Annotated in this window: 21 protein-coding genes; 13 read left to right on the top strand and 8 right to left on the bottom strand. The window is 72.2% G+C overall.

What is annotated here, in order from left to right:
- Positions 1 to 62 precede the first annotated feature (62 nt).
- Positions 63 to 539 carry a DUF1304 family protein gene (locus ACULK2_RS15905; protein ID WP_445968169.1) on the top strand — a complete coding sequence of 159 codons (477 nt, stop codon included), beginning with the start codon at positions 63 to 65 and terminating at the stop codon, positions 537 to 539.
- Here ACULK2_RS15905 and ACULK2_RS15900 read toward each other — a convergent pair.
- From ACULK2_RS15900 to kynA, 3 genes are read right to left on the bottom strand one after another with little or no spacing between them, the layout of a single operon-like run.
- A complete protein-coding gene (locus tag ACULK2_RS15900; protein ID WP_445968170.1) occupies positions 487 to 1,740 on the bottom strand; it encodes a kynureninase in 1,254 nt (417 codons plus the stop codon). The two genes, ACULK2_RS15905 and ACULK2_RS15900, sit on opposite strands and share 53 nt — an antisense overlap.
- Positions 1,741 to 1,742: 2 nt before the next feature.
- The gene (locus ACULK2_RS15895; RefSeq protein WP_445968171.1) at positions 1,743 to 2,900 is read right to left on the bottom strand and encodes an amidohydrolase family protein; all 1,158 of its coding nucleotides are present in this window, start codon (positions 2,898 to 2,900) and stop codon (positions 1,743 to 1,745) included.
- 5 nt (positions 2,901 to 2,905) lie between these two features.
- Positions 2,906 to 3,802, bottom strand: a complete 897-nt coding sequence (gene kynA, locus ACULK2_RS15890; protein WP_445968172.1) for a tryptophan 2,3-dioxygenase — start codon at positions 3,800 to 3,802, stop codon at positions 2,906 to 2,908.
- Positions 3,803 to 4,009: 207 nt separating this feature from the next.
- Between kynA and ACULK2_RS15885 the strand changes: the two genes are divergently transcribed.
- Both ACULK2_RS15885 and ACULK2_RS15880 read left to right on the top strand, forming a co-directional pair.
- Positions 4,010 to 4,306: a DUF1905 domain-containing protein gene (locus tag ACULK2_RS15885; protein ID WP_445968173.1), complete on the top strand. Its 297-nt coding sequence runs from the start codon at positions 4,010 to 4,012 to the stop codon at positions 4,304 to 4,306.
- A gap of 210 nt (positions 4,307 to 4,516) precedes the next feature.
- Positions 4,517 to 5,158, top strand: coding sequence for a TetR/AcrR family transcriptional regulator (locus ACULK2_RS15880; RefSeq protein WP_445968174.1), 642 nt, complete (start codon positions 4,517 to 4,519; stop codon positions 5,156 to 5,158).
- 27 nt (positions 5,159 to 5,185) lie between these two features.
- Here the strand turns inward: ACULK2_RS15880 and ACULK2_RS15875 are convergent, their stop codons facing one another.
- From ACULK2_RS15875 to purD, 3 genes are all read right to left on the bottom strand, one after another.
- The gene (locus ACULK2_RS15875; RefSeq protein ID WP_445968175.1) at positions 5,186 to 6,028 is read right to left on the bottom strand and encodes a VOC family protein; all 843 of its coding nucleotides are present in this window, start codon (positions 6,026 to 6,028) and stop codon (positions 5,186 to 5,188) included.
- Positions 6,029 to 6,144: 116 nt separating this feature from the next.
- Complete coding sequence (locus ACULK2_RS15870) at positions 6,145 to 7,089, bottom strand: phosphoribosylaminoimidazolesuccinocarboxamide synthase (RefSeq protein WP_445968176.1); 945 nt, start codon at positions 7,087 to 7,089, stop codon at positions 6,145 to 6,147.
- A gap of 27 nt (positions 7,090 to 7,116) precedes the next feature.
- Entirely contained in the window at positions 7,117 to 8,427 is a 1,311-nt protein-coding gene (purD, locus tag ACULK2_RS15865) for a phosphoribosylamine--glycine ligase (RefSeq protein ID WP_445968177.1), read from the bottom strand.
- Positions 8,428 to 8,502: 75 nt separating this feature from the next.
- Between purD and ACULK2_RS15860 the strand changes: the two genes are divergently transcribed.
- Both ACULK2_RS15860 and ACULK2_RS15855 read left to right on the top strand, forming a co-directional pair.
- A complete protein-coding gene (locus ACULK2_RS15860) occupies positions 8,503 to 8,883 on the top strand; it encodes a sterol carrier family protein (protein WP_445968178.1) in 381 nt (126 codons plus the stop codon).
- Positions 8,884 to 8,916: 33 nt separating this feature from the next.
- Positions 8,917 to 9,438, top strand: coding sequence for a hypothetical protein (locus ACULK2_RS15855; protein WP_445968179.1), 522 nt, complete (start codon positions 8,917 to 8,919; stop codon positions 9,436 to 9,438).
- Here ACULK2_RS15855 and ACULK2_RS15850 read toward each other — a convergent pair.
- Together ACULK2_RS15850 and purF are read right to left on the bottom strand one after the other, a co-directional pair.
- Positions 9,411 to 9,803: a hypothetical protein gene (locus ACULK2_RS15850; protein WP_445968180.1), complete on the bottom strand. Its 393-nt coding sequence runs from the start codon at positions 9,801 to 9,803 to the stop codon at positions 9,411 to 9,413. The genes ACULK2_RS15855 and ACULK2_RS15850 overlap by 28 nt on opposite strands.
- Positions 9,804 to 9,873: 70 nt before the next feature.
- Positions 9,874 to 11,331 (bottom strand): amidophosphoribosyltransferase, encoded by a 1,458-nt coding sequence (gene purF, locus ACULK2_RS15845; RefSeq protein ID WP_445968181.1) that lies wholly within the window; start codon positions 11,329 to 11,331, stop codon positions 9,874 to 9,876.
- Between the two features lie 386 nt (positions 11,332 to 11,717).
- On the opposite strand from purF, the gene ACULK2_RS15840 reads away from it, so the two are divergent.
- From ACULK2_RS15840 to ACULK2_RS15805, 8 genes are all read left to right on the top strand, one after another.
- On the top strand, positions 11,718 to 12,668 hold the full coding sequence (locus ACULK2_RS15840; protein ID WP_445968182.1) for a trypsin-like serine peptidase: 951 nt from the start codon (positions 11,718 to 11,720) through the stop codon (positions 12,666 to 12,668).
- Between the two features lie 180 nt (positions 12,669 to 12,848).
- A complete protein-coding gene (locus ACULK2_RS15835; protein WP_445968183.1) occupies positions 12,849 to 14,057 on the top strand; it encodes an ROK family protein in 1,209 nt (402 codons plus the stop codon).
- A complete protein-coding gene (locus ACULK2_RS15830; RefSeq protein ID WP_445968184.1) occupies positions 14,054 to 15,022 on the top strand; it encodes a carbohydrate ABC transporter permease in 969 nt (322 codons plus the stop codon). The genes ACULK2_RS15835 and ACULK2_RS15830 overlap by 4 nt, the downstream gene beginning before the upstream one ends.
- Complete coding sequence (locus ACULK2_RS15825) at positions 15,015 to 15,899, top strand: carbohydrate ABC transporter permease (protein ID WP_445968185.1); 885 nt, start codon at positions 15,015 to 15,017, stop codon at positions 15,897 to 15,899. Before ACULK2_RS15830 ends, ACULK2_RS15825 begins: the two co-directional genes overlap by 8 nt.
- Before the next feature lie 84 nt (positions 15,900 to 15,983).
- Entirely contained in the window at positions 15,984 to 17,234 is a 1,251-nt protein-coding gene (locus ACULK2_RS15820) for an ABC transporter substrate-binding protein (RefSeq protein WP_445968186.1), read from the top strand.
- A gap of 79 nt (positions 17,235 to 17,313) precedes the next feature.
- Positions 17,314 to 18,492, top strand: a complete 1,179-nt coding sequence (locus ACULK2_RS15815; RefSeq protein WP_445968187.1) for a glycoside hydrolase family 15 protein — start codon at positions 17,314 to 17,316, stop codon at positions 18,490 to 18,492.
- Complete coding sequence (locus ACULK2_RS15810; protein WP_445968188.1) at positions 18,489 to 20,741, top strand: glycoside hydrolase family 31 protein; 2,253 nt, start codon at positions 18,489 to 18,491, stop codon at positions 20,739 to 20,741. Before ACULK2_RS15815 ends, ACULK2_RS15810 begins: the two co-directional genes overlap by 4 nt.
- Positions 20,738 to 21,526, top strand: coding sequence for a hypothetical protein (locus ACULK2_RS15805; protein ID WP_445968189.1), 789 nt, complete (start codon positions 20,738 to 20,740; stop codon positions 21,524 to 21,526). Before ACULK2_RS15810 ends, ACULK2_RS15805 begins: the two co-directional genes overlap by 4 nt.
- The last annotated feature ends 4 nt before the right edge of the window (positions 21,527 to 21,530 follow it).

Below are 21,530 nucleotides of genomic sequence, written 5' to 3'. Positions count from 1 at the left end.
CGCACCCTCGGGGCGGGGACAGCCCCGATGCGGACGCCGCGGGCCCGCACGATGATGCGCCCATGAGTCCCGTCGCCCAGGTCCTCGCCGCGCTCCAGGCACTGACGCTCGTCGCGATCGGCGTGCTGGAGACCTTCTTCTTCCGCAGTCCCGCACTGCACCCGATCTTCCTCATCGAGCCGGACGAGTACGACGCCGTCGCGCTCTGGACGCGCAACGTCGGGGTCTACAACATGTTGATGGGCGTCGCGATCGTCATCGCACTCGTCCTGGTCCACCGGGCGATGCTCGCCGAGGGACGTGCGATCATCCTCACGGTCTGCGCGATGCACGTGGTCCTCGGCGCGTCTCTCCTCATCACCGCGCCGGAGCTCTGGCTCTCCGCCGTGTTCGAGTCGGGCCTCTCGCTCGCGGTCATCCTCGCGATCGTGCTCGGCGACCGGAGGAGTCCGGATCGCGCGGCGGCCGCGGCCCCGCCGGCTGACGCTAGCCCAGCCCGGCCCGCTCCGCGATCACCTCGCGAAGCACCTCGCGCGTGACGTCCAGCCCGCGGTGCACCTCCTCGAAGCTCGTCGAGAGCGGCGCGAGCCCGATGCGGAGGCCTCCGACGTCGCGGTAGTCGGGGATGACGTCGCGCTGCCAGAGCCGCGCGGTGACCTCGCGCATGGCGTCGTGCTGCAGGATCACGTGCCCGCCGCGCTCCTCCGCGTCACGCGGTGAACCGACCGTGACCCCGAGCGGCGCGAGCCAGGCATCGGCGAGCTCGATCGCGTACTCGGTGAGCGCGACCGACTTCGCACGGACCGCCGCCATCCCGACGTCCTCGATCATCGCGAGCGTCTCCTGCATCGCGATCATCGCGGTGATCGGCGAGGTGCCGCTGACGAAGCGGCGGATGCCGGGCGCGGGCACGTACTCCGGCCCCATCGCGAACAGGTCGGCGGTGCCGAACCAGCCCTGGATCGGCTGCCGCAGGACGGAGTGCAGGTCGTCCCGAACGTATGCGAACGCGGGGGAGCCGGGCCCGCCGTTGAGGTACTTGTACGTGCAGCCCACCGCGAGGTCGAACTCCCACTGGTCCGCGTGCACCGGCACCGAGCCGGCCGAGTGGCACAGGTCCCACAGGATGAGGGCGCCCGCGTCGTGCGCGATGCGAGTGAGTTCGGGCGCGTCGGCCAGGTGTGCCGAGCGATAGGACACGTGGTTGACGACGACGAGCGCCGTCTGCGGGCCGGCCGCCTCCGCGAGCTGTTCCGGCGTGACGCCGCGCTCGAGGTCGACGTCGATCCAGCGGAGGCGGCATCCGGTCTCGTTCGCGATGCCCTCGAGCACGTAGCGGTCGGTCGGGAAGTTGTCGCGGTCGACCACGATCTCGCGCCGCTGCGGGTCGCGCGCGACCTGGGCATCGACCGCGGCACGAGCGAGCTTGTAGAGCAGCACCGTGGTCGAGTCGCCGATGACCGTCTGGCCGGCCTTCGCCTCGATCACCGCACGGCCGATCCGGTCCCCGATCTCGTACGGCAGCTGCAGCCAGGACTCGTCCCACCCGCGGATGAGCCGACCGCCCCACTCCTCGCGCATGAACCGCTCGACCCGCTCGACCGCGGAGATCGGCGGGCGCCCGAGCGAGTTGCCGTCGAAGTAGACGAGGTCGGTGTCGGCGCCGACGAAGCGCTTGCGCAGGTGCGCGAGGCCGTCGGCTCGGTCCTGGCGGCGGGCGTAGGCGAGCAGCGCGTCCATGGTCAGCAGGGCTCCAGTTCCTCGGTGGGCACGAGTCGCGCCGTCGCGAGCCATCGGGCGACGGCGTCGGGGTCGATCAGGTCGGCGGCGGCGGGGGCGGGGTCGGGCAGGAAGGTCGCGACGCCGGCGTCGGCCCAGCCGGGCGTCGTCTCGGGCCACGGGTCGGCGAGCGCGTCGATGACCTCGGATGCCGCGAGCCCGGCGCGCACGAGCGCGGCGACCTCGACGCGATTCACGCCCGGTTCGAGGTCGCCGTTGCCCGCATCGGTGCCGTAGAGCAGGCGCCCGCCCGCCGCGTGGAAGCGGCGGACGTTCTCGATCGCGGTCTCGGCGACGGATGCGTCGTCCCGGACGTGGATCGCGAGCGTCGGGATCCACGCCTGGCCGGCCGCGGCGGCGCGCGCGATCAGGTCGTCGTCGAGTCGTTCGCTGAAGGGAGCGTGCACGAGCACGTCGGCGCCGGCGTCGATCGCGAGCCGGGCCGCGCCGACGCCCTCGGCGTGCACGGCGACGGGCAGTCCGGCCGCGTGCGCGGCGGCGACGACCGCGTCGAGCGTCGCCCGGTCGAACACCGGTCCGGCGGCCGAGTTCAGCGCGACCTTGACGACGGATGCCCCGAACCGGCGCTGCTCGTCGACCGCCGCCTCGACGGGACCGGTGAGCGCGTGGTGCCGGCGTTCGCGAAGGTCGTCGGCCTCGCCGCCCACGGCGTCGAGTTCGCGGACGCATCCCGTCGGCGCCCACGGTCTCCCCGAGGGATAGCCGCCTCGCGCGGTGAGGAACGCCCCCGCGTAGCGCACGTGCGGCAGCCCGTCGGCACGGGCGATCGATGCGATCGCCCCCGGGTCCGCGCCGAGGTCGACGACGGCCGCGATCCCGCGGGCCACCGACGGGCCGGCGTCGGCCAGCTGGAGGTGCACGTGATGGTCGATGAACGGCGGCAGCATGGTGCCCGTCTCGCCGGGGTGGTCGCCGTTCAGCGAACGCCGCACGCGCCGCGCGAGCGGGCCGAGCGGTGCGTCGGCGCCGAGCGGTGCGTCGGCACCGAGCGGTGCGTCGGCACCGGGCGGTGCGTCGGCGCCGAACGTCACGTCCGAACCGGCCGGTCCACCCCGTTCCGTCGCTCGGGGTCCGGCCGTCGCGTCCGCGGCATCCGTCATCCCACTCACCCCGGGATCTCGGTGCGGACTGCGTACAGCTCGGGGAAGAAGGTCAACTCGAGCGCCCGCCTGAGGAACGGCGCCCCGCTCGACCCGCCGGTGCCCGTCTTCGAGCCGATGATGCGCTCGACGGTCTTCAGGTGCCGGAACCGCCAGAGCTGGAAGTTGTCCTCGAGGTCGACGAGCTCCTCGCAGGTCTCGTACGCGGCCCAGTTGTGCTCGGGGTCGGCGTAGATCGCCGCGAACACGGGCACGAGCTCCTCGTGGAACGTCCACGCCGTCGTGACGTCGCGCTCGAGCACCTCGGCGGGGATGTCGTACCCGGCCCGCGCGAGCAGCCGCAGGAACTCGTCGTACAGGCTCGGCGCCTCGAGCGCGCGGCGCACGATCGCGCTCGCCGCGGCGTCCGCCTCGAAGACCTGGAGCATCCTCGCGTTCTTGTTGCCCAGCGTGAACTCGACCGCGCGGTACTGGTACGACTGGAAGCCCGAGGCGTTGCCGAGCACGCCGCGGAACTGCGCGTACTCGCTCGGGGTGAGCGTCGCGAGCACCGACCACTGCTCGGTGAGCGTCTTCTGGATGTGCTTCACGCGCGCGATGCACTTCAGCGCGGGGGCGAGGTCGTCGGCGCGCATGAGCTCGCACGCGGTCGCCAGCTCGTGCAGCACGAGCTTCAGCCACAGCTCGGTGGTCTGGTGCTGGATGATGAACAGCAGCTCGTCGTGGTGCTCGGGCCGCGAGATCGGCCGCTGCGCGGCGAGCAGCGTGTCGAGGTCGAGGTAGCCGCCGTAGCTCATGCGGTCGCTGAAGTCGGTGACGACGGATGCCTCGATGCGCCGGGTGTTCGCTTCGACTTCCCGGTCGTCGGTCTCGATGGCTCGGTCGTCGTTCGGTGCTGCCACGCGGCCAGCCTAGCCATCGGGCCGGTCCGCACGTCAGGGTCGCGGGGACGATCCGGTCCGGGGACCCGGACGTGAACCTCGGGCCTCGGCGGCCCTCGACGGCCCGCCCGGTCGCGCCGACCGCCCGCGCCGGGCCATCCGGACACGAGCGGTCGGACGGGAGTGCGCGGGCACGCCGGCGTCGGGGGCCGGGCGTAGGGTCGGCGTATGCGCGAGGAGTACCGGTTCACCGCCGTCGTCTACCGGTGGGAGGAGCGGGCCGCGGACTCGTGGTTCTTCGTGGACGTGCCGGCCGACCTGTCCGACGAGATCCGCGATCGCCCGCGGATGCCTCGCGGCTTCGGGTCCGTCCGGGTGTCGGCGACGATCGGCGGCACCACCTGGCGCACCTCGATCTTCCCCGGCAGGGAGCGGTACGCGCTGCCGCTCAAGCGCGCGGTCCGCGACGCCGAGGGCATCGAGCCGGGGGAGCCGGTCGACGTCCACCTCGAGACCCTCGAGTAGCGCACGGAGTCGCGACGGCGCACCGCGCCGGGCCCGGTGCCGAGGTGGGTGCGGCGGGCATCCCCCAGAGCAGAGAACCACCCCGTCGCCCGCCGCACCGGCGCCCCTCCCCCGAGAGGGCGCGCGTCCTCCGCCTAGGGAAGCGGAGTCGACACTCCGAATACTAGCCGATCCGGACACCGTCCTGCATCGCGGGCGTACGCTGGACCCGTGACCACGACCGTGTCGTCGCGCCGCGACGCCCGACGCAACCATGAGCGCCTGCTCGTCGAGGCGCGGCGCCTCTTCGCCGAGCGCGGCATCGACGCGCCGCTGGACGAACTCGCCACCCGTGCCGAGGTCGGCGCCGGCACCGTGTACCGCCACTTCCCGACGCGCGACGCCCTGCTCCGCGAGCTCTACGACACCGGCGTCGACGACCTCCGCGCCTTCACCGCCGAGATCGTCGAGGCCGAGAGCGGATGGCACGCCATCGAGCTGTGGCTCGAGGGCCTGTCGGCGTGGCTCATCGAGCGCCCGTACCTGCCGGCGGTCATGCGGCGCGTCGCCGAGCTCGACCCCGATCATCGTCCCGGCACCGAGCTGCAGGCCGTCGCCGACGGCATCGTGGCCCGGGCCCAGGCCGAGGGCGCGCTGCGCCCCGACGTCACGGCCGTCGACCTCAGCGTGCTCGTGGACATGCTCGGCTCGCTCGGCCAGTACGGCGGAACATACCTGCCGTTCTGGCGACGACAGCTCGCGATCGTGCTCGACGGGCTGCGTGCCCGCCCCCGGACGACGGAGCTGCCGGGCGCCGCGCTCGACTTCGGCGAGTTCCACGACATGTCGCACCGGAAGCGCCCGGAGGACTGAGCCCGGCCCGTCGCGGCGCGCGCCGCGCTACTCGGCGGAGCGGACCTCGACGACGTTCGCCCACGGGTCGTCGAAGGCGATCGCACGGCCGTCGTCACGCGTCGGGACGCGGAAGTGCGCCATCCGCTCGCCCAGCTCGCCGAGGTCGTCGGCCGTCGGCACCAGGATCTCGACCTTGCCGAGTCCGAGGGCGAGCTGCCGACGCCCGGCGCCTCGGCTCTTCCACGTGTTCATGGCCATGTGGTGGTGGTACCCGCCGGCGCTGACGAAGAGCGCCTGGTCGCCGTAGGTCGCGGTCTGGTCGAAGCCGAGTCGGCCGACGTAGAACTCGCGCGCACTCGCGACGTCGCCGACCGACAGGTGGACGTGTCCGACGCCGGCGCTGCCGAGCCCGGTGCCCGCGGCCGCGGCATCCGCCCCTCGCTCGGTGAGGTGCTCGCGGAGGTAGCCGTTCGGGTCGAGGAAGATCGTGGCCATCTCGACCGAGCCGTGCGTCCAGCTCCACGTCGAGCGGTCGCGGTCGAAGTACAGCTCGACGCCGTTGCCCTCGGGGTCGTCGAAGTAGAACGCCTCGCTCACGAGGTGGTCGGCGCTGCCCGTGAACGTGCCCGGGTGCTTCGACGCGACGGAGAGCAGTGCCGTGGCGAGCGCCTCGCGCGTGTCGAACAGGATCGCGGTGTGGAAGAGTCCCGCGCTGCGGGGCGACGCGTGCCTCAGCTCGGGGGCGTGCTCGAGGATCACGGAGGGCACGCGGCCGCGGCCCAGCACGGCGACGGGCCCGTCGTGGCTGAGGAGCTCGAGGGTGACGCCGTCGCGGTAGTACCGGATCATGGCGTCGAGGTCGGCGACGCGGAGGGTCACCGGCCCCATCGCCGTGTCCGCGGCGAGACGGTCGGGGGCGGCGCCGGCTGCGGCATCCGAATCAGTTGTAAGCACAACCAATACAACCACAGCCCCTCGGCGGGTATTCCCGGACTCGCCCGCGCCTACAGGCCGAGCGTCAGCCGCTCCACCAGCGCCCGGTATCGCTCGGCCGTCTGCTCGACGACCTCCGAGGGCAGCGTCGGCGGCTCCTCGGTCTCGGACCGGTCCCAGTTCGCGGCGAGCCAGTCGCGCACGATCTGCTTGTCGAAGCTCGCCATCCGGATGTCGGGGGAGGCGCCGGTCAGGTATGCCTCGAGGTCCCAGTACCGGCTCGAATCGCTCGTCAGCACCTCGTCGGCGAGCGTCACGATGCCGAGCTCGCGGTCGGCGCCGAACTCGAACTTGGTGTCGGCCAGGATCAGCCCGCGCTCCTCGGCGACCTCCGATGCGTGCCGGAAGACCGAGAGCGAGATCGCGCGCAGCTGCCCGGCGACCGTCTCGCCCACGAGCTCGACCGTGCGTTCGTACGAGATGTTCTCGTCGTGCTCGCCCATCGGCGCCTTCCACGCGGGCGTGTAGACGGGCTCCGGCAGCCGGTCGCCGTCCTCGAGCCCCTCGGGCAGGGGAATGCCGCCGATGGCGCCGGTCGCGGCGTACTCTGCGTAGCCGCTGCCCGTGAGGTACCCGCGCACGACGCACTCGATCGGGAACATGTCGAGCGAGCGGCACAGCATCGCGCGCTCGGCGACCTCGGCCGGGATCTCGGGCAGGTCGGCGTAGCGGTCGTCCTCGGCGTAGGCGAGGTGGTTCGGCACCTCGGGGAGCTGGTCGAACCACCAGCGCGTGAGCGAGGTCAGCATGGCGCCCTTGCCGGGGATGGCCGGCTGGAGGACGTGGTCGAACGCGCTCACCCGGTCGCTCGCGACGACGAGCACGACGGGCGACAGGCTGAGCGGGTCGCCCGTCCAGCTGTCGTCGTCGGTCATCAGCGCCGTCGGCACGTAGAGGTCGCGCACCTTGCCCGAGTACACGTGGGTCCAGCCGTCGAGGTCGCCCGTGGCGGTCATCCTCGTCTCCTCTCGAAACTCGCCGCGTCAGTCGGCGACGCGCGCGGCGATGTCGGTGCGGTACTGCCCGCCGTCGAGGCGCAGCTGCCCGATCGCCTCGTACGCGCGGCGCCGCGCCTCGGCGAAGTCGTCGCCGAGCGCGACCACGTTGAGCACGCGTCCGCCCGTGGCGATGAGGTGCGGCTCGGCGTCGTCGCGGGTCGAGCCGACCGCCGTGGCCGCGTGCGCGAGGTGCACCCCCGTGACGGATGCCGCGGCATCCAGCCCGTCGATGCGGCGGCCGGTCTCGGGGGATTCGGGGTAGCCCTCGCTCGCGAGCACGACGGTGACGGCGGCGTCGGGGCGGAACTCCGGCCGCGGCAGCTCGCCGAGCCCGCCGGTCGCGGCGGCGTAGAGCAGGCCGGACAGCGGGGTCGCGAGCCGGGGGAGCACGACCTGCGTCTCGGGGTCGCCGAAGCGCGCGTTGAACTCGATGACGCGGATGCCGCGGCTGGTCAGGATGAGCCCCGCGTAGAGCAGGCCGATGAACGGCGTCTGCTCCTCGGCGAGCTGCTTGACCGTCGGCAGCGCGATGGTCTCGATGACCTCGTCGACGAAGGCCTCCTCGCTGCCGAACCGCTCGTCGAGCCACGGCAGCGGCGAGTAGGCGCCCATGCCGCCGGTGTTCGGGCCCTCGTCGCCGTCGCGCAGGCGCTTGTAGTCCTGAGCCGGCGAGAGCGGCAGCACGTTCGAACCGTCGGAGAGCAGGAACAGCGAGACCTCCTGGCCGTCGAGGAACTCCTCGACGAGCACCGGGCCCTGCTGCAGGTAGTGCGCGGCGTGCGCGAGGGCGGCCTCGCGGTCCTCCGTGACCAGCACGCCCTTGCCCGCGGCGAGGCCATCGGCCTTCACGACGTACGGGGCGCCGAACTCGTCGAGCACTTCGGTCACCTTCGGCAGCGAGTCGACGAGGCTCGCACGGCCGGTCGGCACGCCCGCCGACTCCATGACGCGCTTGGCGAAGGTCTTCGAGCCCTCGAGCGCCGCGGCCGCCTTGGCGGGGCCGAACACCGCGATGCCGCGCGTGCGGAGCGCGTCCGCGACGCCCGCGACGAGCGGCGCCTCGGGGCCGACGACGACGAGCTCGACGTCGTTGTCCATGGCGTAGTCCGCGACGATCACGGGGTCGGTCGGGTCGAGCGCGATGGTCTCGACGCTGCCGCGAGCCGACGACGTGGGGGAAGCCGCGATCCCGGCGTTGCCGGGCGCCGCCACGATCTCGTGGCCGGCCTCCTCGTCGAGCAGGGCGAGGATGATGGCGTGCTCGCGCGCGCCCGAGCCGAGGACGAGGATTCTCACCCGCTCAGGCTACCGGACCCCCTCGGAGCGGCACGGGTCGATGACGCCGTCCCCGGCGTGCGGGAGGATGGCAGGATGCCACGCAGGATCGGAGACGTCGAGGGGCGCGACGCCGTCGCGGCCGTCGTGCGAGCGGATGCCGCGGCATCCGTCGATCGGAACACCCTCGCGCTCGCGGTGCGATACACGCTCCAGCTGCTCGCCGAGCGCGCGCCCGGCGGCACCGTCGAGGTGCGCGTCCCGCCGTTCGGGGCGGTGCAGTGCATCGAGGGCCCGCGGCACACCCGCGGCACGCCGCCGAACGTCGTCGAGACGGATGCCGCGACCTGGCTCGGCCTCGCGACGGGCTCGCTCGCCTGGGCCGACGCGCGCGCCTCGGGCCGGGTGCACGCCTCCGGGCAGCGCGCGGACCTCGAGGGCGCGGTGCCCGTCATCGACGCCGCGCGCCTCGGCTGAGCGGCTGCGCCCCGCGTGCGGGAGAATGGGCGCGTGAGCGATGCGAACCGTCCCGATCCGGCCGACCACGACGACTCCGGCGAGATCGCGCCGAGCGCGGGCGGTGCGTCCTCCGCCGAGCCCGAGCCGTCGATGGCCCTCGGGGAGGCGCTCGAGCACGTCGTCGATCGCGATGGCGGCTCCACGGACGCCCCGGACGACTCGCCGAAGGTCGAGCGGATGGACGTCGACCCCGACACGGGCGAGCACCTCGAGACCGAGGTCTCGAGCGACGCCGTGACCGTGCGGCGCTCGCCGCGGTACGGCAGCTTCCTCCTGCTCGGCGCGGCGCTCGGCGTCCTGGTCGCGCTGATCCTGACGTTCGCGTTCCCCGAGAACGCGCAGTTCGATCGCGGGCAGGTGTTCGGGTTCCTGCTGCTCTGGTGCGGTGCCGGCGGGCTGGCGCTCGGCGGCGTCGTCGCGCTCGTCATCGACCGCGTGCTCGCGAAGCGCCGCGGCACGGCTGTCGCCGAGCACGCCTCGACGCACTACGTCGAGGACGACCCGGAGGCCTGATCGGCACGAGCGGCCAGGAGCAGCCGTTCGACGGCGTCGACTCGTCCCGCCGCGCGCTCGAGGTCGGCCCGTTCGAGCACCGGACGCCACGTGCCGTTCGCATCGCGACCGAGCACGACCGGCAGCCCCGTGCGCTCGACGACGACGGAGGCCGCGGCATCCGTCACCTCGTTGCGGTGCCGCAGGACGAACGGCACGCCGAGCCGCTCGACCATCTGGTCCCACTCGGGCTTGCGCCGCCAGGAATGGGTGATGTCGCAGAGCGCGCACTCCATGGTGCCGAGGAGATGACCGACGAGGTACGCGAGCTCGCCGCGGACGCCGCCGTCGGCGTCGTAGATCCCCAGGTACTCGACGTCGCCCATGGGGAAAGCGTGGCAGGACCGGCCGAGTGGCCGCTGGGAGCGCCGGCGCTGCACCGACCCGGACGGCGGATCAGCTCAGCTGCGTGCGCTCGACCCAGTCGAGGTACTCGGGCGTGACCGTGCCGGTCACGTACTCGCCGGTGAAGCACGACAGGTCGAGCTGCTCGATCGACGTGCCCTCGGTGATCGCCGCCTGCAGGTCCGCGACCTCCTGGTAGATCATGTGGTCGGCGCCGAGCTCACGGGCGATCTCGGGGATCTTCCGGTCGTGCGCGACGAGCTCGGCCCGGCTCGGCATGTTGATGCCGTACACGTGCGGGAAGCGCACGGGCGGTGCGGCCGAGGTGAACGTGACCTTGTTCGCCCCCGCGGCGCGGGCCATCTCGACGATCTGCTTCGAGGTCGTGCCGCGCACGATCGAGTCGTCGACGATGAGCACGTTCTTGCCCTTGAACTCGGTGCCCATCGCGTTCAGCTTCTGCCGCACCGAGCGCTTGCGCGCGGCCTGCCCGGGCATGATGAAGGTGCGGCCGACGTAGCGGTTCTTGTAGAAGCCCTCGCGGTACTCGATCCCGAGCTTCTGCGCGACCTGCATCGCGGCGGGCCGCGAGGAGTCGGGGATCGGCATGACGACGTCGATGTCGCCCTGGTCCATGTGCGTGGCGATCGTGTTCGCGAGCCGGTCGCCCATGCGCAGGCGCGCCTCGTAGACCGAGATGCCGTTCATGATCGAGTCGGGGCGGGCGAGGTAGACGTACTCGAACGAGCAGGGCACGAGGCGCGGGTTCGCGGCGCACTGCCGCGAGATCATCCGCCCGTCGAGGGTGATGAAGACGGCCTCGCCAGGTTCGACGTCGCGGACGATCTCGTAGTCGCCGTTCTCGAGCACGAGCGACTCGGATGCCACGATCCACTCGTCCGTGCCGGCATCCGTGGTCCGCTTGCCGAGGATGAGCGGTCGGATGCCGAACGGGTCGCGGAACGCGAGCAGGCCGTAGCCGGCGATCATCGCGATGACGGCGTAGGATCCCTCGACGCGCTCGTGCACGTGCGAGACGGCCTGGAAGACCTGGTCGGGGTCGAGCTCGAGTCCGGTGATCTGGCCCTGCAGCTCGGTGGCGAGCACGTTGAGCAGCATCTCGGTGTCGCTCGTGGAGTTCACGTGGCGGCGGTCGATGCGGAACAGGTCCTGCGAGAGCTCGCGCGTGTTCGTGAGGTTGCCGTTGTGGACGAGGATGATCCCGTACGGCGCGTTCACGTAGAACGGCTGGGCCTCCTCCTCGCGCTCCGCGGCGCCCTTGGTCGTGTAGCGCACGTGACCGAGGCCCATGTCGCCGAGCAGCGAGCGCATGTCGCGCGTGCGGAACGCCTCGCGCACCTGTCCGCGCGCCTTGTGGATGTGGAACACCGGGCCGTCGGCCGTCGCGATGCCCGTCGAGTCCTGCCCGCGGTGCTGCAGGAGGAGGAGGCTGTCGTAGATCTGCTGGTTGACGGGCTCGGTGGAGACGATGCCGACGATGCCGCACATGCGAGCTAGGGCTCCTCGGGAGGTGGGTGAAGCGTCCGAGCTGGACGATACATCCTCGCATACGCGCGCGTGTGAGCCGGCTGAACGGATGGCGCTGCTCACGTGAGCAGAAGGGCCGTCCGGCGTGCGGAGGGCGGGAACCGAGCCGGCCCGAGCCGAGCCGGCCCGAGCCGAGCCCGTCCGGGCCAAACGATGAACCTACCCCGGCTGCGCGTTCCGTGGGAAGCATTCTGCGGATCCCTCGCCCGACTTCTCGATTTCCCCGAAGGATGGCCCGGGCTCTCCCCCCGAACGGGGGCCGTGTGCCACGCTTCCCGGCATTCGATATCTGCGGTGACGGCGACCTTGGGGGGACCGCTGCCGCCTGCTCAGAAAGGGCTCACTCCATGAAGCTCACCTCCTTCCGCGCCGCGCTCGCCGGCGCGGCCCTCGTCGCCTGCGGGCTCCTCGTCGCGCCGACCGCCGCGTCGGCCGCGCCGCCCTCGGTGCCGCCCGGCATCGACCAGCGCGCGGTGCCGGCGGCCGAGCGCGCCGCGGCCGCCGGCTACTGGACCGCGGAGCGCATGCGCGCCGCCACGCCGGCCGACGTGCTCCTCGCCGGCAAGGCGGCCTCCACTCCGGCGTCCGACGTCGCCGCGGGCGCGCCGGTCACCTACGGCAAGCCCGCACCTGCGCCCGAGATCGAACCGATGGCCGCGAGCGAGGCGCCGGTGCCGAACATCGGCAAGGTGTTCTTCACGCTGAACGGCCGCAACTACGTGTGCTCGGGCAACTCGGTGAGCTCGTCGAACGGCAGCGTCGTCGCAACGGCGGCGCACTGCGTCCACTCGGGCAAGGGCAAGTACGCGACGAACTGGACGTTCGTTCCGGCCTACGAGAACGGCTCGGCGCCCTACGGCCAGTGGGTCGCGACCTCGCTCACGGCACCGCGCCAGTGGACGAAGGGCGGCGACATCACGTACGACACCGCATTCGCGACGGTCGGCTCACTCGCCGGCAAGACCCTGCAGGCCACGGTCGGGGGGACCGCGATCTCGTTCAACCAGGCGCGCGGCCTCTCGTACGAGGCGTTCGGCTACCCCGCCGCGGCGCCGTTCAACGGCCAGACCCTGAAGTCGTGCGCGGGCACCGCGACCGCCGACCCGTACGGCCAGACGCAGTCGCAGGGCATCCCGTGCGACATGACCGGCGGATCGTCGGGCGGGCCCTGGTTCCTCGGCAACGGCTCGCAGAACTCGGTGAACAGCTTCGGCTACAACAACATCCCGAACGTGATGTTCGGGCCGTACTACGGCTCGGTCGCCCAGGCGACCTACGCCACGGCGGCCGCCTCCTGATCGCTCGACGAGGCCGCTAGGCGGCCGCCCGATCGCGAAGCGCCTCGCACCGAGGGACCGGTGCGAGGCGCTTCGTCGTGCGCGTTCGATGAACAGCGGACTTGCTTTTCAACTTTGTTTAGTTCTAAATTAACCCTCGAGACCCGCAGGACGACCTGCTCAACGGACACAGAGGCATCGATGGCGATCCACCCCACCAACCGAACCGACGTCAACCGCTCGGCGATCCTCGCCCGGCTCGGCGCCGACGGCCCTGCCTCGCGTGCCGAGCTCGCCCGTGTCCTGGCACTCTCACCCGCCCTCATCACCCAGCTCGTGAAGGACCTGCTCGCCGATGGCCTCCTCGTCGAGCTCGACCAGGCGCCTTCGAGCGGCGGCCGTCCCGCGCGGATGCTGGGCCTCGCCGCCTCGGCCGGGCACGCCATCGGCGTCAAGGTCGTCGCCGACCACGTCGCGTTCGTCGAGGTCGGGGTCGACGGTCGCGTGGTCCGCTCCGCGAGCGAGCCGTTCGACGCGACCGCGAGCACGTTCATCGCCGAGCTCGTCGAACGGATCCGCGACTTCATCGCCGCGGGGGACGGGACCACGGTGCTCGGCCTCGGCGTCGGCGTCCCGGGCAGCGTCGACCGACTCGGCAACGGCGTCGTCGACTCGGCCCAGCTGGGCTGGACCGGCGTGGAACTCGGAGACGCGCTGCGGCGTGCCACCGGTCTCCCGGTCGTCGTCGAGAACAACGTCAACGCGCTCGCCGTCGCGGAGCGCCTGTTCGGACTGGGCCGCTCGCACGACAACTTCCTCGTCGTCACGATCGGCACGGGCGTCGGCGCGGGCATCGTCATCGACGGCAACGTGCTCCGAGGCGCCTCCGGGGGCGCGGGCGAGATCGGCCACATCCCGATCGCCGACGACGGGCCGCGGTGCGGCTGCGGGAACGACGGGTGCCTCGAGGCGCACATCGGCGAACGCGCGCTGGTCCGCAACGCTCGCGAACGCGGTGCGATCGCGCCGGACGGCGGTATCGACGACCTCCTCGCCGCCGCGGACGGGGGCGACCCCGCCGCGACGGCCGTCTACCGCGAGGCGGGTCGGCTGCTCGGGCGGACGCTCGCGGGCGTCGTGCACTCCGTCGATCCGGCGCTCGTCGTCGTCCTCGGAGAAGGCACCGCCGGATGGCGGCACTGGGCGCCCGGCTTCGAACCCGCGTTCCGCTCGCACCTCCTGCGCCACCGGCGGAGCCTGCCCGTCGAGATCGAGACCTGGCAGGACGAGAGCTGGGCACAGGGTGCCGCGGCGCTCGTGCTCGCGATGCCGTTCGACGCAGCCGGATCAGCCGGCGATCAGGGCAGGCTGATCCGGGCCAGGCTCGTCGGCCAGGCGGTCGTCCGATGACCGCGCTCATCGGCGAGGCCGCGGCCGAGGTCGGCGCCGACACCCCTCGGACCGCACCGGGACGCGGCGATTCGCGAACCTCGGGCCGGAAGACCCGTCGTGTCCGGTACGCGCTCACGGTGCTCGCCTTCCTGCTGCCGAGCGCCGTCCCGCTGCTGCTCTTCGTGCTCGGCCCGATGGTCGCCGCGGCGTGGATCAGCCTCACCGAGTGGAACCTGCTCGCCCCCGCCGAGTGGGTCGGCTTCGCGAACTACGCGAACCTGCTCACCGACCCCGAGACGGCCGACGTGTTCCTGCACACGCTGTACTACATCGTCGGCTACCTGCCGCTCGTGTACGTCGGCGGACTCGCCATCGCGCTCGCGCTGAACACCGCGCTGCGCGGCCGAACGGTCCTCCGCGGCGTGTACTTCCTCCCCGTCATCACGAGCTGGATCGTCGTCGCACTGGTCTGGCGGTGGTTGCTCAATCCGTCGAACGGCGTCGTGAACACCGTGCTCGCCTGGTTCGGCATCGACGGGCCGGGCTGGTGGACCGACCCCGCCTGGGCGATGCCCTCGATCATCCTCGCCTCGGCGTGGAAGGACCTCGGATTCGTCATGGTCATCCTGCTCGCGGGCCTCCAGGCGATCGATCCCGAGCTCCTCGACGCCGCGCGCGTCGACGGCGCCGGCCGGTGGCGGCGACTCTTCTCGGTCACGTTGCCGCTCCTCTCGCCGGCGACCTTCTTCGTGATCGTGATCTCGCTCATCAACGGGTTCCAGGTCTTCGACCAGGTGTACGCGATGACCGGAGGCGGACCGGGCGGGGCGACGCAGGTCGTCGTGCAGCAGATCTACGACCTGACGTTCCGGTACGGCAAGGCGGGCGAGGCGTCCGCGCTCTCGTGGCTCCTGTTCGTCGTGATCCTCGCCGTGACGGTCATCCAGATCCGCGGCCAGCGCAAGTGGGTGAACTATGGCTGAGACGATGCTCGCACCGACGACGGCTCGAGCCGGAGGCATCCGTCGCCGTACCGACGCCGCGCGCGCGGCGCTCGCCCGGAGCGTGCTGCTGCACGTCGTGATGGTCCTCGGCGCCCTGGCGATGTTCTTCCCCTTCTACTGGACGGTCGTGACCTCGCTGACCCCGGGCAGCGGCCTGAACTCCACGCCGTCGCTCATCCCGGCCGACGCGAGCCTCGAGGCGTACCAGCGGCTCTTCGCCGACCTGCCGTTCGCCCGGGTCGTCGGCAACAGCCTCCTGCTCGCGACGATCACCACGCTCGCTCAGCTCTTCACGAGCGCGACCGCGGCCTATGCGTTCAGCCGCCTGCCGTTCCGCGGACGCACGGTCGTCTTCGGCATCTACCTCGCGACGATGATGATCCCGCTGCAGGTGCTCGTCGTGCCGCTGTTCGCGGAACTGCGCGCGTGGGGCCTCGTCGACACCTACCTCGGCGCGCTGCTGCCGACGCTCGCCGCCGCGTTCGGCGTGTTCCTCCTCCGCCAGGCGATGAACCAGGTGCCGTTCGAGCTCGACGAGGCGGCGGCGCTCGACGGGGCCGGTCACTTCCGGATCTTCTGGACCGTGATCCTGCCGAACATACGGCCGGCGCTCGCGACCCTCGCGGTGTTCGCGTTCATGGGCAGCTGGAACAGCTTCCTGTGGCCGCTCGTCGTCCTGCGCTCACCTGAGTTGCAGACGCTGCCGGTCGCACTCGCGGGACTGCAGGGCCAGTACACGACCCAATGGGACATCGTCATGGCCGGCTCCGTCGTGAGCATCCTCCCGATGCTCGCCATCTACCTGTTCGCCCAGAAGTACGTCATCCAGGGGGTCGCGAACACCGGCCTCAAGTGACGCCGACGGACGCGCCCCGGGGACCCGGACGACCCACCCGCACCATCCACCAACGCCTCACCCCTATCGAAGGAGATACGCACCATGAGGACCACAGCACTGGCCGGCGTCGGCATCGTCGCCGCCACCGCACTCGCCCTGACCGGCTGCTCGGCCGGCGACTCGGCGGGCGAGGCCGACGGCCCCGTCACGATCACCTACACGAACTTCATCTCGAACGGCGGCAACGAGGAGAACCTCCAGGCCATCGTCGACGCGTTCGAGGAGGAGAACCCCGACATCACCGTCGAGGTCACGACGCTGCCCTACGCCGACTACGGCACGGCGCTGCAGACCGACCTCGCCGCGGGCACCGTGTCGGACGTGTTCGACATCGAGTACGCGAACTTCGCGCAGTACCAGGCGAACGGCGTGCTCGCCGAGCTCGACCCCGACGACCCGTCGGCCTACCGCGAGAGCGTGCTCGAGGCCTACCAGGCGGATGGCGCGCAGTACGCGCTGCCCAGCTCGTTCTCGACCGTCGTGCTCTTCTACAACGCCGACCTCTTCGAGGCCGCGGGCGTCGACACCCCGACCGACGACTGGACGTGGGCCGACGAGCAGGCCGCGGCGGAGCAGCTCACCGACGAGGGCGCGGGCGTGTGGGGCGACCACCAGCCGGTCAGCTTCTACGAGTACTACAAGGTGCTCGCGCAGAACGGCGGCGAGTTCCTGAACGAGGACGGCACCGCGGTCGCGTTCAACACGCCGGAGGGCGTCGAGGCGGCCGAGTGGCTCGTCGGCAAGAGCGGCACGGTGATGCCGACGATCGAGGATGGCCAGGGCACGCCCGACTTCGACACCAACCTGTTCCTCGGCGGTGAGCTGGCGATGCTGCACACCGGCATCTGGATGTTCGGCGCCTTCGCCGACGTGCCGTTCGGCTGGGACATCGCGGTCGAGCCGGGCAACACGCAGCAGGCGAGCGCGCTGTTCTCGAACGCCGTCGGCGTCTCAGCCGGCTCGGAGCACCAGGAGGCCGCCGCGGCGTTCGCCGAGTACCTCACCTCGAGCGACGTCATGGTCCAGACCCGCCTCGACGCGGGCTGGGAGCTGCCCGCGACCTCCGACGAGGCCGCGCTCGACAGCTACCTGACGCTCGGCGACCCCGAGAACCGCCAGGCCGTGTTCGACTCGCTCGAGAACGTCGCGCTTCCGCCCGTGGTCGCCGAGGGCCAGCAGGAGATGCAGGACATCATGACCGAGGAGCTCGTCGAGGCGCAGGCCGGTCGCAAGTCCGTGCAGGAGGCGCTCGACTCGGCCGAGGAGCGCATCAACGCCGCCATCGGCGGCTGACGGCTCGCACCATCCCCGGGGTCGGGCGCCCGCGCGCCCGGCCCCGCCCATCCGCCACCACCACGAAGGCAGCACCACGATGACCTCTCCCACGACCGCCCGGCCGGACGTCGCGGCCCTCGCGACCTCGAGCGCCGACCTGATCGCCTCGCTCCAGGACGAGAGCGGCGCCTACCCCGCGAGCCCCACGTTCTCGGCGTACGCCGGCTACAGCTGGTTCCGCGACGGCGCGTTCATCGCCGACGCGATGTCGGCGTACGGCCGGGCGGAGTCGGCGGAGCGGTTCTTCGACTGGTGCGCGCGGGTGCTCGAGGCGCGTCGCGCGGAGATCGACGCGATCGTCGCCGCATCGCGAGACGGTCAGCCGGTCGGCGATGCCCACATGCTCCCCACGCGCTTCACCTTCGACGGTCGTGCCGGTGACGACGAGTGGTGGGACTTCCAGCTCGACGGCTACGGCACCTGGGTGTGGGCCGTCGCCGAGCACGTGCGCCGTCACGGCGCGGACGCCGCGCGCTGGGCGCCGGCGGTCGCGCTCACGGTCGACTACCTCGCGGCCTCGTGGAAGCGCCCGTGCTTCGACTGGTGGGAGGAGCACGCCGAGCACGTGCACGTCTCCACGATCGGCTGCATCGCTGCCGGCCTGCGCGCCGCGGCGGAGCTCGGCGTGCTCGATGACGCGCGCACCGCGCTCGCCGCGTCCGCGCTCGCCGAGGCCGACGCGCTCATCCGGTCTGCGGGCGTCGCCGACGGGCATCTCTCGAAGTGGGTCGGCTCGGCGGCCGTCGACGCGAGCCTCGCCGCGATCGTCGGCGTCATGGACGTCGTGCCCGCGGCATCCGACCTCGGTTCCGCCACGATCGCCGCGATCGAGCGAGACCTCACGGTCGACGGCGGAGTGCACCGCTTCGTCGACGACACCTACTTCGGCGGCGGCCAGTGGCCCCTGCTCTCCTGCTTCCTCGGCCTCGCGCACGTTCGGGCCGGCGACCGCGACCGGGCGCGCGAGCTGCTCGCCTGGGCGGCGTCGACGGCCGGACCCGACGGATCGATGCCCGAGCAGGTCGAGCACCACCTGCTCGCCCCCACCCGGGTGGAGGAGTGGGTCGACCGCTGGGGCACGTCGGCCGACCCGCTGCTCTGGAGCCACGCCATGCTCATCCGCCTCGCCGTCGAGCTCGACGGCCCGCCCGTGGCCGCCACCGCGCGCCCGTCCGCACCCGTCCACGCATCCGCCTCGCAGGAGTCCCCAGCATGATCCGCCACCGCCCGCTCGGCTCCGGCCACCCGTACTCGATCGACACCGAGCAGCGCTGGCCGCTCGATCCCGTCGCCGGTGAGCCCCTGCGGCTCGGCGTCCGTGCGACGCCCGACATCGAGTCCGTCGAGGTCGAGCTCGAGACGACGGATGCCGCGGGCTCGCGCCGCACCGACCGCCTCCCGCTCTCGGGCGTCGCGCGCACCTCGCGCGGCCAGGCCATCGACGGCGGCCATCTCGCCTCGGCGCAGGCCCGGCTCGCCCGCAGCGCGGGCGGATGGGCGGTCGAGTTCCCGGCGCCCGAGGCGGGCAGCGCCATCCGCTACCGCTTCGTCGGCCGCACTGGCGGGGGCGCGGCGCAACGGACGCGGCGATTCGAGACCGCCGTGTCGGGCTGGTCGGACGCGCCCGACGGTCCGGTGGCGACCGTCGGCGCGAGCCGCGTCATCCCGGGCAGTGTGCGCGTGCTGACCGACGGAGCACGCGTCCGCCGCATCCGCTTCGCCCTGCCGCTCGCCGACCGCGAGCACGTCGCAGGATTCGGCGAGCGCTTCGACGCGCTCGACCACCGCGGCACCGCGCTCGACTCGGTCGTGTTCGAGCAGTACAAGTCGCAGGGCGCCGAGCGGAAGACCTACCTGCCGATGCCGTTCGCGCACGTCGTGGGCGGCGATGGCTGGGGCTTCCACGTTCGGACCTCACGCCGCGCGTGGTTCGACGTCGGAGCGAGAGAACCCGACCGCCTGATCGTCGAGGTCGAGACGGATGCCGCGGTGGGCGAGCCCGCGGTCGCCGTCGCGTTCTACGACGGCACGCCCACCGCCGTGCTCGACGCGTTCCTCGCCGAGGTCGGCCGGCCCGAGGAGCTGCCCGACTGGGTGTTCCGGCTGTGGGCGAGCGGCAACGAGTGGAACACGCAGGCCGAGGTGATGCGCCAGATGGACCTGCACCGCGAGCACGACGTGCCCGTCGGGTCGGTCGTCATCGAGGCGTGGAGCGACGAGCGCACCTTCACCGCGTTCCGCGACGCCCGGTACGACGTGACCGAGGACGGCGCGCCCCATCGGCTCGCCGACTTCGCGTTCCCGGCGGATGGCGCGTGGCCGGACCCGAAGGGCATGGTCGACGAGCTGCACGCGCGCGACATCCGCGTGCACCTCTGGCAGATCCCGTTGCTGAAGGCGCGCCCGCACCCGACCGCCCAGGCGAAGGCCGACGCGCTCGCCGCCGAACGCGAGGGCGTCCTCATCCGCGAGCCGGATGCGCGCGGCGGGCTGCGCCCCTACCGCAACCGCGGCTGGTGGTTCCCCCTCTCGACGATGCCCGACCTCACCGACGAGCGCGCCGCGCAGTGGTGGACGGAGAAGCGCCGGTACCTCGTCGAGGAGGTGGGCATCGACGGCTTCAAGACGGATGGCGGCGAGCACGCCTGGGGTCGTGAGCTCGCGTACCTCGACGGCACGCGCGGCGACGAGGGCAACAACCGGTTCCCCGTCGCATACGCCAAGGCGTACGGCGACCTGCTGCGCTCGGCCGGCAAGGCGCCGGTGACGTTCAGCCGCGCCGGGTACACCGGCTCGCAGGCGCACGGCGCGTTCTGGGCCGGCGACGAGAACTCGACCTGGGAGGCGTTCCGCTGGTCGATGTTCGCCGGGCTCTCGGCGGCCGCGAGCGGCATCCTCTACTGGGGCTGGGACCTCGCGGGATTCTCGGGGCCGTTGCCGACCCCCGAGCTCTACCTGCGCGCCACGGCCGCGTCGGCCTTCGTGCCGATCATGCAGTACCACTCCGAGTTCAACCACCACCGTCGACCGGTGCGCGACCGCACCCCGTGGAACATCGCCGAGCGGTCCGGCGACGATCGCGTGATCCCGGTGTTCCGCGCGTTCGCGCACCTGCGCGAGCGGCTCGTGCCGTACCTCGCGGCCGAGGCGGCCGAGAGCGTGCGCACGTCGGCGCCGCTCATGCGCCCGGTGTACTTCGACCACCCGGCGCTCGAGTCGGCCTGGACGCATCCGCTGCAGTGGTTCCTCGGGCGCGACCTGTTCGTCTCGCCCGTCCTGGCGGAGGGCGAGACCGCACACGATGTCGCACTGCCGCCGAAGGAGGACTGGGTCGACGCGTGGTCGGGCGAGCCGGTCGCGGGCGACGCGGTGCTCCGCGTGGACGTGCCGATCGACCGCATCCCCGTGTTCGTCCGGAGCGAGGCGTGGCCGCGCCTGCGCGAGGTGTTCGAGGCCGGGTCGTGACGAACGATCGGCGCACGGCGTTCGAGGCGTTCCTCACTCGCGTCGAGTCCGGCCTCGACGGCCGGGCGGGGGTCGTCGGCCTCGTCGGCATGGGGTCCACGGCCGAGCGCGACCGGGTCGACGAATGGTCGGATCACGATCTCGCGGTGATCACGCGCGACGGGTCGCAGGACGAGTTCCGTGCGGCGGCGGCGTGGCTTCCCGATCCCGAACGGATCGCCCTCGAGGTCCACGAGCACCATGGCGGTGCGAAGGTCGTCTACGACGACGGCCACGTGGTCGAGTACGGTGTCGCGAGCCTCGATGAGCTCACCGGCTGGGCGGCGAACGCGTACGAAGTCCGCCTGGACTGCGGAGGTGTCGTCGAAGCCATGGCGGTCGTCGCCGCGAAGCCCGTCCAGATCGCGCCGGACGTGCAGCGCGACCTGGGCGTTGTCCTCACCGTCGCACTGATCGGCGTCGGACGTGCGCGCCGGGGCGAGCGGCTCAGCGCGAACACCCTGATCCGCGGCGCCCTGGTCGACGCCCTCGTCCGGGCGATCACGGCGGGACTCGAGCCGAGCGATGGCTCGCGTCCGGACTCCCTCGACGCGGTCCGCCGGTTCGAATCCGCTCAGCCGGCCATCGCGAAGCGGATCGACCTGCTGCTCGCGAACCCTGTCGAGGAATGCGCACGTGGCTTGGTCGACCTGGCCGTCGAGACGTTCGGCGTCGGTGACGGAGGGGTCGACGGGCGAGCGTTGGCGGCTGTGCGTCGTCGGCTCGGCTGGATGCCGGCAGAGTAGGGCA

It is taken from the genome of Agromyces molybdatiresistens (assembly GCF_052748445.2).
This window is presented reverse-complemented; position numbering and strand designations above follow the sequence as displayed.

What these genes read in the sequence shown, in the direction of transcription:
- ACULK2_RS15905 (WP_445968169.1), top strand. Translation starts at nt 63, where the DNA reads ATGAGTCCCGTCGCCCAGGTCCTCGCCGCGCTCCAGGCACTGACGCTC.
- ACULK2_RS15900 (WP_445968170.1), bottom strand. Translation starts at nt 1,740, where the DNA reads ATGGACGCGCTGCTCGCCTACGCCCGCCGCCAGGACCGAGCCGACGGC.
- ACULK2_RS15895 (WP_445968171.1), bottom strand. Translation starts at nt 2,900, where the DNA reads ATGACGGATGCCGCGGACGCGACGGCCGGACCCCGAGCGACGGAACGG.
- ACULK2_RS15885 (WP_445968173.1), top strand. Translation starts at nt 4,010, where the DNA reads ATGCGCGAGGAGTACCGGTTCACCGCCGTCGTCTACCGGTGGGAGGAG.
- ACULK2_RS15875 (WP_445968175.1), bottom strand. Translation starts at nt 6,028, where the DNA reads ATGGGGCCGGTGACCCTCCGCGTCGCCGACCTCGACGCCATGATCCGG.
- ACULK2_RS15870 (WP_445968176.1), bottom strand. Translation starts at nt 7,089, where the DNA reads ATGACCGCCACGGGCGACCTCGACGGCTGGACCCACGTGTACTCGGGC.
- ACULK2_RS15860 (WP_445968178.1), top strand. Translation starts at nt 8,503, where the DNA reads ATGCCACGCAGGATCGGAGACGTCGAGGGGCGCGACGCCGTCGCGGCC.
- ACULK2_RS15850 (WP_445968180.1), bottom strand. Translation starts at nt 9,803, where the DNA reads ATGGGCGACGTCGAGTACCTGGGGATCTACGACGCCGACGGCGGCGTC.
- purF (WP_445968181.1), bottom strand. Translation starts at nt 11,331, where the DNA reads ATGTGCGGCATCGTCGGCATCGTCTCCACCGAGCCCGTCAACCAGCAG.
- ACULK2_RS15840 (WP_445968182.1), top strand. Translation starts at nt 11,718, where the DNA reads ATGAAGCTCACCTCCTTCCGCGCCGCGCTCGCCGGCGCGGCCCTCGTC.
- ACULK2_RS15835 (WP_445968183.1), top strand. Translation starts at nt 12,849, where the DNA reads ATGGCGATCCACCCCACCAACCGAACCGACGTCAACCGCTCGGCGATC.
- ACULK2_RS15830 (WP_445968184.1), top strand. Translation starts at nt 14,054, where the DNA reads ATGACCGCGCTCATCGGCGAGGCCGCGGCCGAGGTCGGCGCCGACACC.
- ACULK2_RS15825 (WP_445968185.1), top strand. Translation starts at nt 15,015, where the DNA reads ATGGCTGAGACGATGCTCGCACCGACGACGGCTCGAGCCGGAGGCATC.
- ACULK2_RS15820 (WP_445968186.1), top strand. Translation starts at nt 15,984, where the DNA reads ATGAGGACCACAGCACTGGCCGGCGTCGGCATCGTCGCCGCCACCGCA.
- ACULK2_RS15815 (WP_445968187.1), top strand. Translation starts at nt 17,314, where the DNA reads ATGACCTCTCCCACGACCGCCCGGCCGGACGTCGCGGCCCTCGCGACC.
- ACULK2_RS15810 (WP_445968188.1), top strand. Translation starts at nt 18,489, where the DNA reads ATGATCCGCCACCGCCCGCTCGGCTCCGGCCACCCGTACTCGATCGAC.